Below are 13,472 nucleotides of genomic sequence, written 5' to 3' on the forward strand. Positions count from 1 at the left end.
ACGCTATCCTGGTTAATCGTTTGACGAAGAATTGCCCGGCTCTGTCAGCGTCGAAACGGAATGGCGGCGCACCAGAGTTGGGTTAAATACGTGGGTGATTTCAGGCGTGGGTCGCTTTTCCGCCAGCGCCAGCGCCAGTTCAGCGGCCTGGGTTGCCATCGTCACTATCGGATAGCGTACCGTGGTCAAACGTGGACGCACATAGCGGGAAACCAGCACATCATCGAAGCCGATCAGGGAAATTTCGCCCGGTACATCAATGCCGTTATCATTTAACACGCCCATCGCGCCAGCCGCCATGGAGTCGTTATAGCAGGCTACTGCCGTGAAGTTTTTGCCACGTCCAAGCAACTCGGTCATGGCCTGCTCACCGCCGCTCTCATCCGGCTCGCCAAAGGTCACCAGCCGATCGTTAATCGGTATATTGCTCTCCGTCAGCGCATCGTAATAGCCTTGCAGGCGATCCTCCGCATCTGAAATGGTGTGATTGGAGCACAGATAACCGATACGCGTATGGCCCTGCTGAATAAGGTGTCGGGTAGCCAACCACGCGCCGAAGCGGTCATCGAGGGCAACACAGCGTTGTTCGAATCCCGGCAGAATTCGGTTGATCAATACCATGCCGGGGATTTGCTTCATTAATGAAGCCAGGTCTGCATCCGGGATGATTTTGGCGTGGACAACAAGCGCAGCGCAGCGGTGGCGAATGAGCTGTTCAATCGCCTGACGTTCCTTCTGTTCATTATGGTAGCCGTTGCCGATCAGTAAAAAATTACCGGTGTTATAGGCCACCTGCTCGACAGCTTTAACCATTGCCCCAAAAAATGGATCTGACACATCACCAACCACCAGTCCGATGGTTTCGGTAGATTGTTGCGCCAGCGCACGCGCGTTGGCGTTGGGGTGGTAGCTGAGTGATTCCATTGCACTCGTTACGGCCAGACGCGATGCTACGCTGGCTTTGGGGGAGTCATTAATCACTCGAGAAACGGTGGCGACTGATACACCAGCTAGTCGGGCTACATCCTTTATGGTCGCCATGATAGTACCTGTTGTGGGTAAACGCTTACATTGTGTCAGTGTTACGGAAAATGGCTGGCTGTTCAAGCAGATTGCCTGTCAGGACGTCGCAAATGTGAGCGCGCACGAGCGAAGTAAGACAAAAAATAGAAAACGCTAATTTTTACTTACACTTTGCGATGTGCTGTTGCGATTGTTCGCTGGTGAGGGCACTGAGCAGATTGCTAGAGTTGGGATCCCAGAGGTATTGATAGGTGAAATCAACTTTCGGGTTGATCACTAGAATTACACCAGCCTGCGCAGATGCGCAGGTTTTTTTTTGTCTTCGGCCTATCTGTAACAGTAACCGATAATTTACACAACTCGTTGCATTTGGGTTCATTCCTTTGCGTTTTCGCACTGGCGTATCTGGCTGCTGACGACCACAATCAAGATCCCAGAGGTATTGATTGGTGAGATTATTCGGTACGCACTTCGTACCTGTCTCTTGCACCGACCTGCGCGGATGCGCAGGTTTTTTTTCGGCTTGTATTCACCAGTACCTGTCGCGCCCACTCTCCAACTCGTATACTCTCCCACCATTAATGTTTATGTAATTAATGGCACAGGGAGTTGAGATGCTATTCGGCTTTTTTCGTAATCTGTTTCGCGTGCTTTTCCGCGTTCGCGTCACGGGCGATATCAGCGCGCTACAGGGAGAACGCGTTCTAATTACTCCCAACCATGTCTCATTTATCGACGGCATCCTGCTGGCGCTTTTTTTACCGATCCGCCCCGTTTTTGCTGTTTACACCTCTATTAGTCAGCAATGGTACATGCGCTGGCTGACTCCGCTGATTGATTTCGTGCCGTTAGACCCGACCAAACCGATGTCGATTAAACATCTGGTTCGCCTGGTCGAGCAGGGGCGTCCGGTGGTTATTTTCCCGGAAGGGCGTATTTCGACCACCGGTTCATTGATGAAAATCTATGACGGCGCCGGGTTTGTCGCGGCAAAGTCAGGGGCCACGGTGGTTCCTGTGCGCATCGAAGGCGCGGAGTTGTCACGCTTTAGTCGCCTGAAAGGTCTGGTTAAACAGCGATTCTTCCCGCGTATTCGCTTGCACATCCTGCCGCCGACCCACATGCCGATGCCGGAAGCGCCGCGTGCTCGCGATCGCCGCAAAATCGCGGGTGAAATGCTGCATCAAATTATGATGGAAGCGCGCATGGCGGTACGTCCGCGTGAAACGCTTTACGAATCTCTGCTGGCGGCGAAATATCGCTTTGGCGCAGGCAAAAACTGCATTGAAGATGTTAACTTTACGCCGGACAGCTACCGTAAACTGCTGACTAAGACGCTGTTTGTGGCCCGTATCCTGGAAAAATATACCGCCGAGGGTGAAAAAATTGGCCTGATGCTGCCAAACGCGGGGATCAGCGCGGCGGTCATTTTTGGCGCTATTGCGCGTCGACGTATTCCGGCGATGATGAACTATACAGCAGGTGTAAAAGGGCTAACCAGCGCCATTACTGCTTCAGAAGTCAAAACTATCTTCACTTCCCGACAGTTTCTCGATAAAGGCAAACTTTGGCATTTACCGGAACAGCTCACCCAGGTGCGCTGGGTTTACCTGGAAGATCTGAAAGCCGATGTGACGTTTAGCGATAAGCTGTGGATTTTCTCGCATCTGCTGGCGCCGCATCTGGCGCAGGTGAAACAGCAGCCGGAAGAGGCTGCGGTGATCCTCTTTACCTCTGGCTCGGAAGGTCATCCTAAAGGTGTGGTACACAGCCACAAGAGCATTCTGGCGAACGTCGAGCAGATTAAAACCATCGCTGATTTCACCGCCGACGACCGCTTTATGTCTGCGTTGCCGCTATTCCACTCCTTTGGTCTGACGGTGGGATTATTCACGCCGCTGCTGACCGGCGCAGAAGTGTTTCTTTATCCCAGCCCGCTGCATTACCGCATTGTGCCGGAACTGGTCTACGACCGGAACTGCACCGTACTGTTTGGTACGTCAACGTTCCTTGGCAACTATGCTCGTTTCGCGCATCCCTATGATTTTCACCGTCTGCGCTATGTGGTGGCGGGAGCGGAAAAACTGCAAGACACCACAAAACAGCTGTGGCAGGAGAAATTTGGTCTGCGCGTCCTTGAAGGCTATGGCGTGACGGAATGTGCGCCGGTGGTGTCGATCAACGTACCGATGGCTGCGAAATCAGGAACGGTAGGGCGCATCTTACCCGGTATGGATGCCCGACTGTTAGCAGTTCCTGGCATTGAGGACGGAGGGCGTTTACAGCTGAAGGGCCCTAATATTATGAGCGGCTATTTGCGTGTCGAAAAACCCGGCGTGCTGGAAGTGCCGACGGCAGAAAATGCACAGGGTGAGATTGAGCACGGCTGGTATGACACCGGAGACATCGTGCGTTTTGATGAAAACGGCTTTGTGCAGATCCAGGGACGCGCCAAGCGTTTTGCTAAAATTGCCGGAGAGATGGTCTCGCTGGAAATGGTTGAGCAACTGGCGCTGGCGGTATCTGCAGACAAAATGCACGCCACGGCGATCAAAAGTGATGCCAGCAAAGGCGAGGCGCTGGTGCTGTTCACCACCGACAGTGAACTGACGCGCGAAAAACTGCAGCAGTATGCGCGAACGCACGGCGTGCCTGAACTTGCCGTGCCGCGTGATATTCGCCATCTGAAACAACTCCCACTACTCGGCAGCGGTAAGCCGGATTTTGTTACGCTGAAAAGCTGGGTCGATGAGCCGGAAAAACAACATGAGTGAGTCAGTGCACACTAACACTTCTATCTGGTCCAAAGGGATGATGTCCGTTATCGCCGCGCAGTTCCTGTCGGCGTTTGGCGATAACGCCTTACTGTTCGCGACGCTGGCTTTGCTTAAGGAACAATTTTATCCGGACTGGAGTCAGCCGATCCTGCAAATGGTGTTTGTGGGCGCTTACATCCTGTTTGCGCCCTTTGTCGGGCAGGTGGCAGACAGCTTTGCCAAAGGCCGGGTGATGATGTTCGCTAATGGCATGAAGCTGCTGGGCGCGGCGAGTATTTGTTTCGGCGTGAATCCATTTCTCGGCTATACGCTGGTGGGGATCGGCGCGGCGGCGTATTCACCAGCCAAGTATGGCATTCTCGGTGAACTGACCACTGGCGACAAACTGGTGAAAGCTAACGGCCTGATGGAAGCCTCCACCATTGCCGCGATTTTGCTCGGTTCTGTGGCAGGCGGCGTGCTGGCCGACTGGCACGTGATTGCTGCGCTTTCTGCCTGTGCGCTGGCCTATGCGGGCGCCGTGGTGGCTAACCTGTTTATCCCCAGGCTGGCCGCGGCTCGCCCTGGCCAGTCCTGGCATTTGGGGAAAATGACCCGCAGTTTTTTCTGTGCGGCCACTTCGCTGTGGCGTAACGGTGAAACGCGTTTCTCATTGGTAGGAACCAGCCTCTTTTGGGGCGCTGGCGTCACGCTGCGTTTTCTGTTGGTGCTGTGGGTGCCGGTGGCGCTGGGCATCACTGATAACGCCACGCCGACTTACCTGAATGCCATGGTGGCAATCGGGATTGTGGTCGGCGCGGGTGCGGCGGCGAAGCTGGTGACACTGGAAACCGTGTCGCGCTGTATGCCTGCGGGGATCCTGATTGGCGTCGTGGTGCTGATCTTCTCGCTGCAACATGCGCTGCTTCCGGCCTACGCGTTGCTGATGCTTATCGGTGTGTCAGGCGGGTTCTTTGTGGTGCCGCTGAATGCGTTGTTGCAGGAGCGGGGCAAGAAAAGCGTCGGTGCGGGTAATGCGATTGCGGTGCAAAACCTGGGTGAAAACAGCGCGATGCTGCTGATGCTGGGTATATACTCGCTGGCAGTGCTGGTAGGGATCCCGGCGGTAGCAATTGGTATAGGGTTTGGCGCGCTGTTTGCGCTGGCGATTGCGGCGCTATGGATTTGGCAGCGCCGCCATTAGTCTGTTACGTGTAGTTGCCTTATCCGGCCTACAGGTAACGCTGTCTGTAGGCCTGATAAGCGTAGCGCCATCAGGCACTAACCGCTATGGCGCAGGATAGGTATACACCTGATGCACCGCTTCAATCTCGGCCAGAACCTCTTCGCTCAACTCCAGATGCAGGCTTTCCACGTTGGTTTTTAACTGCTCCATCGTCGTTGCTCCCAGCAGGGTACTGGCGACAAACGGCTGACGACGCACGAATGCCAGCGCCATCTGCGCAGGATCCAGATTATGGCGTTTCGCGATATCCACATAGGCTGCAACGGCCTTTTGCGTTTGCTCACCGCTGTAGCGCGTGAAACGGCTAAACAACGTATTGCGCGCGCCGGCAGGTTTTGCTCCATTCAGATACTTACCGGTGAGCGTACCGAAGCCCAGGCAAGAATAGGCCAGCAGTTCAACCCCTTCGTACTGGCTGACTTCTGCCAGCCCAACCTCATAGCTACGGTTCAGCAGGCTGTAGGGATTCTGGATAGTGGCGATGCGCGGCAGATCGTGTTTGTCCGCCAGATGCAGATAACGCATCACGCCAAATGCGGTTTCATTGGAAACGCCGATATAGCGAATTTTCCCCGCGCGCTGAAATTCAGCCAGCGCGTCCAGCGTGTCCAGCAGGGAGACGACCGGCGCGGAGTCCGTCCAGCTGTAGCCTAACTTACCAAAGCAGTTGGTGGGACGCTGCGGCCAGTGAACCTGATACAGATCCAGGTAATCGGTTTGCAGTCTTTTCAGGCTGTCGTGCAGCGCTTCACGGATATTTTTACGGTCCAGCGCCTGATTCGGTCGAATGCCGCTGTCGTTGTTACGTGATGGTCCACTGACCTTCGACGCCACGATTAGCTTTTCGCGGCTACCATGTTTGGCGAGCCAGTTGCCCACATAAGTTTCGGTGAGCCCCTGGGTTTCAGGACGCGGTGGTACCGGATACATCTCGGCAACGTCGATCAAATTTATGCCTTGCGCCACGGCATAATCGAGCTGTGCATGGGCGTCGGCTTCGCTGTTTTGTTCACCAAACGTCATTGTGCCCAGCCCCAGTGTACTGACTTCCAGCGAGCTGTGGGGTATACGGTGATATTGCATAGCCGTTTCCTTTTTATAATCACAACATAAGGATTATAAAAATGGCTGAGGGAAGGGAAAAAGGGAAGTAAAATTGTTAAGGCCAGCCTGTTGCTGACCTCAACCATCAGCGTTCAATGATTTGAGACACATCGTCACGGTTGATCTGCATCGCGTTGCCTTGCTGATCGTGGTAGCTCACCAGACCGGTATCGTCATCAATTTCTGGTTTTCCGTCGGTCAGGATCATTCGACCATCTTTTGTCGCCATTACATAATCGCTGCTGCATCCAGAAACTACAAAAGCCAGTCCTACGGCGGAAATTAAAACTGCCCATTTTTTCATCTGCTTATCCTCTCATGGCCTGCGTCTGACAATAGTTTAGTAATAACGTGAAGTTATGCATGACGAAAGCAGTAAAATCTTAAACTGTGAGAAGAGGTAGGTACGGCGCGGTATTCGCTCCCCTTGCGGGGAGCGACAGATTTCATCAGAGCGGATTTTTTTTATTGCGCCACAGATTCAGAGTCTCTACCGCGATAGAGAAGAACATGGCGAAATAGATGTATCCTTTCGGAACGTGGACGTCGAAACTTTCCAGAATCAGCGTAAAACCGACCAGAATCAGGAAAGAGAGCGCCAGCATTTTCACTGAAGGGTGACGATCGACAAACTCACCAATTGGGCGAGCAGCAAACATCATCACGCCTACGGCAATCACCACCGCCGCCATCATGATAAACAGATGGTCAGACAAGCCTACCGCTGTAATCACGGAATCCAGACTGAAGATAATGTCTAACAACATGATCTGCACAATCGCGCCCAGGAACGAAGAGACGCGGGTTTTCAGTCCCTCTTCCTCACCTTCAATGGATTCGTGGATCTCTTTGCTGGCTTTCCAGATCAGGAACAACCCGCCGAGCAGAAGGATTAGATCACGCGCGGATATCGCCTCGCCAAACACCTCGAACAACGGGTTTGTCAGTCGCGTGACCCAGGCGATAGAGGCCAGCAACGCCAGACGCATAATCATTGCTGCCGCCAGCCCAATACGTCGGGCATGATTGCGTTGTGCTGTCGGAAGTTTGGCTACAACCAGAGAGAGGAAAATAATATTGTCGATCCCAAGAACGATCTCCAGCAGCGTCAGCGTACCGAGCGCAAGCCAGGCGTTAGGATCGGTTATCCATGCAAATAACATCGAGCAAAGTCCTGCCAAAAAAAAGAAGCGGTAATTATAGGCCCGTAACGCGGCAGGTGAAAGGCCGGGCAGTGCTTATTGAGGCTGGAATAAGAAATGCCGCTCAAGCAATGCGCGCGTGAAGTTCTTTTTCAGATAAAATCCGCGTGGCAGGGTCAGGATGGGTTCGCCATTGGCGCCAATCGCTTCGGTCAGCGCCCGGGCATTGGCGGCTTTGGGACGCAGCTGTAACACTTCCCCATGGCGAGCGGTGATGCGTTCGACGTGGCCTAGTACAATCATGTCCATTAGTTCTTCCCAGTCCAGCCGTAATTGCTGCTCTTCTTCGTCGTTCGGGCTCCAGAGCAAGGGCGAGCCGACGCGACGTTCAGCCAGTGGAATGCTGCGTTCACCCTCTACCGGGATCCACAGTACGCGTTTAAGTTTGTGCCGCACATGGCTGGTTTCCCAGGTGACGCCAGTATTGCCAGTTAACGGCGCCACGCACACGAAGGTGGTTTCCAGCGGTCTGCCAAGACTATCCACAGGGATCGTTTTCAGCTCTACGCCCAGCGCCGCAAAATCCTGCTCCGGCTTGCTGCCTGCGCTGGCGCCCAGCCAAATCTCCAGCAGGACACCAATCCAGCCTTTATCACGCTTGAGATCCTTGGGTGTGACGAGTCCCGCCATAGTCGCCAATTCTCCCAACGTGTAGCCCGCAAGCTGCCGCGCCTGAGCCAGCAATTGGGCTTCAGAGTTAGGTGGAGAAAGTAACGGATGGAGTTCTGGCATCGGGTTAACCCTTAGGTGAAAAAATGAGCAATGATTTTATACCGTGTGGACAGAGTTTATCTTTTTCCACATGCTTTATTCAATTATTTGATTTATATTGGTTTTTATATTCACGCGCGCGTTGTTGCGCAACAGCAATGTAGGTTTTCCAATTCTGGTCACTGACAATGAACAGGATCTTACACCATGTTATCCACAGAAAGATGGGATAACTGTGAAAAACCCCCACTACTGTTTCAATTTACAGCCTTGACGTGCGACGAAAATCGAATTTTTACACAAATTGTGCCTAACTTATTGGCATAATCTGTGGATAAAACCAACGCTGGTCGATCTTTCATCAGCCTGAAGATCGTGCGCGTGATACACATCACATTTATGTGTATCCGTTGGTGGAGATCGTTTTTAACTTAATGAATAAAGAAGACTATTTTTTATATGTGACGAATGTCTTATTCGGACTGTTCTGGGTTTTCCCATAGTAATTCCGTACTTCTTCACAACTATATCCACAGAAAAGGTGAATAAAATCGCCCTGAATGCTCTTCTTCTGTTTATAACTCGGGCCTTCGCTGTGAGTTATTCAATTGTTATTAGAATATCGCACCCTTAACAGAGTGGTTTACCGCCTCTCAGTAGTGTGAAACAATCATTTGTATATAAGGTTTATATTGAGGTAGTCCGGTGATTGATGACGATGGCTACCGCCCGAATGTAGGGATAGTAATTTGTAACCGCCAGGGGCAGGTCATGTGGGCCCGGCGATTTGGTCAGCACTCCTGGCAATTCCCTCAAGGTGGGATAAACGCAGGAGAGACAGCAGAGCAGGCGATGTACCGGGAACTCTTTGAAGAAGTGGGTCTCAGCCGTAAAGATGTACGGATACTTGCTTCTACTCGTAACTGGTTGCGTTACAAGTTACCGAAACGTTTGGTGCGTTGGGACACAAAGCCGGTTTGTATCGGCCAGAAACAAAAATGGTTTCTTCTGCAATTGGTCAGCAGTGATGCTGAAATCAATATGCAAACCAGCAGTACACCTGAGTTCGACGGCTGGCGCTGGGTGAGTTACTGGTATCCGGTTCGACAGGTGGTGTCATTTAAACGCGATGTCTATCGCAGGGTGATGAAAGAATTCGCAAGTGTTGTTATGGCGCTTCAGGAGGCCACTCCTAAACCGCAAAGCGCACCTGCATACAGACGTAAAAGAGGTTAAGCTACGCAAATTATGCTCACCCGCCTGCGCGAAATAGTCGAAAAGGTGGCCAGTGCTCCGCGTCTTAATGAGGCGCTTAATATACTGGTTACCGACATCTGTCTTGCGATGGATACAGAGGTCTGCTCGGTCTATCTGGCCGATCACGACCGACGTTGTTATTACCTCATGGCGACACGGGGTCTGAAAAAACCCCGTGGTCGCACTGTCGCACTCGCGTTTGATGAAGGTATCGTTGGCCTGGTTGGCAGGCTGGCGGAACCTATCAACCTCGCCGATGCGCAAAAACATCCCAGCTTTAAATACATCCCTTCGGTAAAAGAAGAGCGCTTTCGTGCGTTCTTAGGCGTACCGATTATTCAGCGTCGTCAGCTCTTGGGTGTGCTGGTGGTGCAGCAGCGTGAATTACGTCAGTACGACGAAAGCGAAGAGTCTTTCCTGGTGACGCTCGCCACGCAAATGGCGGCCATACTTTCCCAGTCGCAACTGAATGCGTTGTTCGGCCAATATCGGCAAACGCGTATCCGTGCATTGCCTGCTGCTCCCGGTGTAGCCATTGCCGAAGGCTGGCAGGATGCGACGCTACCGCTGATGGAGCAGGTTTATCAGGCTTCAACGCTGGATCCCGTGCTCGAACGTGAGCGGCTGACCGGCGCGCTGGAAGAAGCGGCGAACGAATTCCGCCGTTACAGCAAGCGTTTTACCGCCGGGGCGCAGAAAGAAACGGCGGCGATCTTTGATCTCTACTCGCACCTGCTTTCCGATACCCGTCTGCGCCGCGAACTGTTTGCGGAAGTGGATAACGGCTCGGTGGCTGAGTGGGCCGTTAAAACGATCATCGAAAAATTTGCCGAACAGTTTGCCGCGCTGAGCGATAACTACCTCAAAGAGCGGGCCGGAGATTTACGCGCGCTGGGCCAGCGTCTGCTATTTCATCTTGACGACTCGATCCAGGGACCGAATGCCTGGCCGGAACGTTTTGTGCTGGTGGCGGATGAGCTTTCCGCGACCACGCTGGCGGAACTTCCCCAGGACCGGTTAGTCGGCGTGGTTGTCCGGGACGGTGCAGCCAACTCTCATGCGGCAATTATGGTGCGTGCGCTGGGTATTCCTACCGTCATGGGGGCAGATATCCAGCCGTCAGTGCTACACCGGCGAACGCTGGTGGTGGATGGTTATCGAGGCGAAGTTCTGGTCGATCCGGAACCGGTATTGGTCCAGGAATACCAGCGTCTTATCAGCGAAGAGATTGAGCTGAGCCGCCTGGCGGAAGATGACGTCAATCAGCCTGCGCAGTTAAAAAGCGGCGAGCGCGTGAAGGTGATGCTCAATGCGGGTCTCAGCCCGGAACATGAAGAGAAGCTGGGCAGTCGGATCGATGGCATTGGTCTGTATCGCACAGAAATTCCTTTCATGCTGCAAAGCGGTTTTCCTTCGGAAGAAGAACAGGTTGCGCAGTATCAAGGGATGCTGCAAATGTTTAACGACAAGCCAGTGACTCTGCGGACGCTGGATGTCGGGGCCGATAAACAGCTGCCCTATATGCCGATCAGTGAAGAAAACCCATGCCTTGGCTGGCGAGGGATCCGCATAACGCTCGATCAGCCGGAGATCTTTTTGATCCAGGTCCGCGCCATGCTGCGTGCGAACGCGGCAACCGGTAACCTGAGCATTTTGCTGCCGATGGTGACCAGTATTGATGAAGTGGACGAAGCGCGACGCCTGATTGAACGCGCCGGACGCGAAGTGGAAGAGATGATCGGTTACGCAATCCCGAAACCGCGCATCGGCATCATGCTGGAAGTTCCGTCGATGGTGTTTATGCTGCCGCATCTGGCTAACCGGATAGACTTTATCTCGGTCGGAACCAACGATCTTACCCAATACATTCTGGCCGTCGATCGTAACAATACGCGGGTGGCCAGCATTTATGACAGCCTGCATCCGGGGATGCTACGTGCGCTGGCGATGATTGCGCAGGAAGCTGAAAGAAGCGGTATCGACTTGCGCTTATGCGGTGAAATGGCGGGTGACCCGATGTGCGTGGCCATTCTGGTCGGCCTGGGTTTCCGTCATTTGTCAATGAACGGTCGATCCGTGGCCCGCGTGAAATATCTGCTGCGCCATATTGATTTTGGCGAGGCGCAAACGCTGGCCCAGCGCAGCCTGGAAGCGCAGATGGCGGCAGAAGTACGCCATCAGGTGGCGGCCTTTATGGAGCGCCGTGGCATGGGGGGATTGATTCGCGGGGGATTGTAGGCCTGATAAGCGTAACGCTATCAGGCATTATGGGGGTAAAGATTACCTATACAGATCTTTTACATCTTCCCGGCATCCGCTGCGATCCCCTTGTGCTATCATTCGCACCTTTGGAGCGCCTGCATTATGCAGGCGCGCTTATCAATTGCTGTCTGACTTCAGCGAAATAACAAGAACTTGTGGTGACAGATGACCAGTAGCTATCTGCATTTTCCGGATTTCGATCCGGTCATTTTCTCAATCGGACCCGTCGCGCTTCACTGGTACGGCTTGATGTATTTGGTGGGTTTTATTTTCGCGATGTGGCTGGCGACGCGCCGTGCTAATCGGCCGGGTAGTGGCTGGACTAAAAATGAAGTAGAAAACTTACTGTATGCAGGCTTCCTCGGGGTTTTCCTCGGTGGGCGTATTGGTTACGTACTGTTCTATAACTTCCCATTGTTCCTCGATAATCCGCTGTATCTGTTCCGCGTTTGGGATGGCGGCATGTCCTTCCACGGCGGGCTTATCGGTGTGATTCTGGTGATGATTATCTTCGCCAGACGCACCAAGCGTTCGTTCTTCCAGGTTTCTGATTTCATCGCTCCGCTGATCCCGTTTGGTCTGGGAGCAGGGCGTCTGGGCAACTTTATCAACGGTGAACTGTGGGGACGCGTCGACCCGAATTTCAAGTATGCCATGCTATTCCCGGGTTCCCGTACCGAAGATATTTTACTGCTGCAAAGCAACCCGCAGTGGCAGTCTATTTTTGATACCTACGGCTCGCTGCCGCGTCACGCATCTCAGCTTTATGAGATGGCGCTGGAAGGGGTTGTACTGTTTATCATTCTTAATCTGTACATCCGTAAACCGCGCCCGATGGGCTCGGTGTCCGGTCTGTTCCTGATTGGTTATGGCGCGTTTCGTATTATCGTTGAATTCTTCCGCCAGCCGGATGCACAGTTTACCGGCACCTGGGTGCAGTACATCAGCATGGGACAGATCCTCTCTATCCCGATGATTGTCGCAGGCATTATTATGATGGTTTGGGCGTACCGCCGTAGCCCACAGCAACACGTTTCCTGAGGAACCATGAAACAGTATTTAGAACTGATGCAAAAAGTGCTGGATGAAGGCACACAGAAAAACGACCGTACCGGAACCGGAACGCTTTCCATTTTTGGCCATCAGATGCGTTTTAATCTGCAGGAAGGGTTCCCGCTGGTTACGACTAAACGCTGCCATTTACGCTCGATCATTCATGAGCTGCTGTGGTTTTTGCAGGGTGACACTAACGTTGCCTACCTGCATGAAAACAATGTCTCAATCTGGGATGAATGGGCGGATGAAAACGGTAATTTAGGCCCGGTTTATGGCAAACAGTGGCGCGCGTGGCCAACGCCGGACGGTCGCCATATTGACCAGATCACCACGGTGCTAAACCAGCTGAAAAATGACCCGGATTCTCGCCGCATCATCGTTTCGGCATGGAACGTTGGTGAGCTGGATAAGATGGCGCTGGCGCCGTGCCATGCTTTCTTCCAGTTCTATGTGGCGGATGGCAAGCTCTCTTGCCAGCTGTATCAACGTTCATGTGATGTGTTCCTCGGTCTGCCGTTCAACATTGCCAGCTACGCCTTACTGGTACACATGATGGCGCAGCAGTGCGACCTTGAAGTGGGCGATTTTGTCTGGACCGGCGGCGACACGCACCTGTACAGCAATCATATGGATCAAACGCATCTGCAGCTTAGCCGCGAACCGCGCGCGTTGCCGAAGCTGGTCATCAAACGTAAGCCTGAATCTATCTTTGATTATCGTTTCGAAGATTTCGAAATTGAAGGCTACGATCCACATCCAGGTATTAAAGCGCCAGTAGCTATCTAACCGGGCTTGATGCTGTCACAACCGACGCCTTCGCGCGTCGGTTTTTTTGTGCACAGAAAACCCCCAGCT

Annotated in this window: 11 protein-coding genes; 6 read left to right on the forward strand and 5 right to left on the reverse strand. The window is 53.0% G+C overall.

What is annotated here, in order from left to right; translation table 11 throughout:
* Positions 1-12: 12 nt before the first annotated feature.
* On the reverse strand, positions 13-1,041 hold the full coding sequence (gene galR / locus FDX04_RS03395; protein ID WP_137370437.1) for an HTH-type transcriptional regulator GalR: 1,029 nt from the start codon (positions 1,039-1,041) through the stop codon (positions 13-15).
* Between the two features lie 596 nt (positions 1,042-1,637).
* Here galR and aas point away from each other — a divergent pair.
* Positions 1,638-3,797, forward strand: coding sequence for a bifunctional acyl-ACP--phospholipid O-acyltransferase/long-chain-fatty-acid--ACP ligase (gene aas / locus FDX04_RS03405; RefSeq protein ID WP_137365309.1), 2,160 nt, complete (start codon positions 1,638-1,640; stop codon positions 3,795-3,797).
* Complete coding sequence (gene lplT / locus FDX04_RS03410; RefSeq protein ID WP_061382388.1) at positions 3,790-4,983, forward strand: lysophospholipid transporter LplT; 1,194 nt, start codon at positions 3,790-3,792, stop codon at positions 4,981-4,983. The genes aas and lplT overlap by 8 nt, the downstream gene beginning before the upstream one ends.
* A gap of 84 nt (positions 4,984-5,067) precedes the next feature.
* On the opposite strand, the gene FDX04_RS03415 is transcribed toward lplT, so the two are convergent.
* From FDX04_RS03415 to mutH, 4 genes are all read right to left on the reverse strand, one after another.
* Complete coding sequence (locus FDX04_RS03415; RefSeq protein ID WP_042310789.1) at positions 5,068-6,108, reverse strand: NADP(H)-dependent aldo-keto reductase; 1,041 nt, start codon at positions 6,106-6,108, stop codon at positions 5,068-5,070.
* A gap of 106 nt (positions 6,109-6,214) precedes the next feature.
* A complete protein-coding gene (gene ygdR, locus FDX04_RS03420; RefSeq protein WP_038633333.1) occupies positions 6,215-6,433 on the reverse strand; it encodes a lipoprotein YgdR in 219 nt (72 codons plus the stop codon).
* Positions 6,434-6,578: 145 nt separating this feature from the next.
* Positions 6,579-7,292: a TerC family protein gene (locus FDX04_RS03425; RefSeq protein ID WP_038633330.1), complete on the reverse strand. Its 714-nt coding sequence runs from the start codon at positions 7,290-7,292 to the stop codon at positions 6,579-6,581.
* A gap of 75 nt (positions 7,293-7,367) precedes the next feature.
* Positions 7,368-8,063 (reverse strand): DNA mismatch repair endonuclease MutH, encoded by a 696-nt coding sequence (mutH, locus tag FDX04_RS03430; protein WP_137361270.1) that lies wholly within the window; start codon positions 8,061-8,063, stop codon positions 7,368-7,370.
* A 684-nt stretch (positions 8,064-8,747) separates the two neighbouring features.
* Between mutH and rppH the strand changes: the two genes are divergently transcribed.
* The 4 genes from rppH (at position 8,748) to thyA (ending at position 13,403) form a co-directional block, all read left to right on the forward strand.
* Entirely contained in the window at positions 8,748-9,278 is a 531-nt protein-coding gene (gene rppH / locus FDX04_RS03435) for an RNA pyrophosphohydrolase (protein ID WP_042310785.1), read from the forward strand.
* 12 nt (positions 9,279-9,290) lie between these two features.
* Positions 9,291-11,537 carry a phosphoenolpyruvate--protein phosphotransferase gene (gene ptsP, locus FDX04_RS03440; RefSeq protein WP_042310784.1) on the forward strand — a complete coding sequence of 749 codons (2,247 nt, stop codon included), beginning with the start codon at positions 9,291-9,293 and terminating at the stop codon, positions 11,535-11,537.
* A gap of 189 nt (positions 11,538-11,726) precedes the next feature.
* Positions 11,727-12,602 (forward strand): prolipoprotein diacylglyceryl transferase, encoded by an 876-nt coding sequence (lgt, locus tag FDX04_RS03445; RefSeq protein WP_137361269.1) that lies wholly within the window; start codon positions 11,727-11,729, stop codon positions 12,600-12,602.
* A 6-nt stretch (positions 12,603-12,608) separates the two neighbouring features.
* Positions 12,609-13,403, forward strand: coding sequence for a thymidylate synthase (gene thyA / locus FDX04_RS03450; protein ID WP_003033990.1), 795 nt, complete (start codon positions 12,609-12,611; stop codon positions 13,401-13,403).
* Positions 13,404-13,472 lie beyond the last annotated feature (69 nt).

This window comes from Citrobacter sp. wls615, from assembly GCF_005281355.1.
Taxonomy (GTDB): Bacteria; Pseudomonadota; Gammaproteobacteria; order Enterobacterales; family Enterobacteriaceae; genus Citrobacter; species Citrobacter werkmanii.

Bases quoted from the DNA above. Each gene is read 5' to 3' on its own strand.
- aas (WP_137365309.1), top strand. From the start codon at position 1,638: ATGCTATTCGGCTTTTTTCGTAATCTGTTTCGCGTGCTTTTCCGCGTT.
- ptsP (WP_042310784.1), top strand. From the start codon at position 9,291: ATGCTCACCCGCCTGCGCGAAATAGTCGAAAAGGTGGCCAGTGCTCCG.
- lgt (WP_137361269.1), top strand. From the start codon at position 11,727: ATGACCAGTAGCTATCTGCATTTTCCGGATTTCGATCCGGTCATTTTC.
- lplT (WP_061382388.1), top strand. From the start codon at position 3,790: ATGAGTGAGTCAGTGCACACTAACACTTCTATCTGGTCCAAAGGGATG.
- FDX04_RS03425 (WP_038633330.1), bottom strand. From the start codon at position 7,292: ATGTTATTTGCATGGATAACCGATCCTAACGCCTGGCTTGCGCTCGGT.
- FDX04_RS03415 (WP_042310789.1), bottom strand. From the start codon at position 6,108: ATGCAATATCACCGTATACCCCACAGCTCGCTGGAAGTCAGTACACTG.
- galR (WP_137370437.1), bottom strand. From the start codon at position 1,041: ATGGCGACCATAAAGGATGTAGCCCGACTAGCTGGTGTATCAGTCGCC.
- thyA (WP_003033990.1), top strand. From the start codon at position 12,609: ATGAAACAGTATTTAGAACTGATGCAAAAAGTGCTGGATGAAGGCACA.
- ygdR (WP_038633333.1), bottom strand. From the start codon at position 6,433: ATGAAAAAATGGGCAGTTTTAATTTCCGCCGTAGGACTGGCTTTTGTA.
- mutH (WP_137361270.1), bottom strand. From the start codon at position 8,063: ATGCCAGAACTCCATCCGTTACTTTCTCCACCTAACTCTGAAGCCCAA.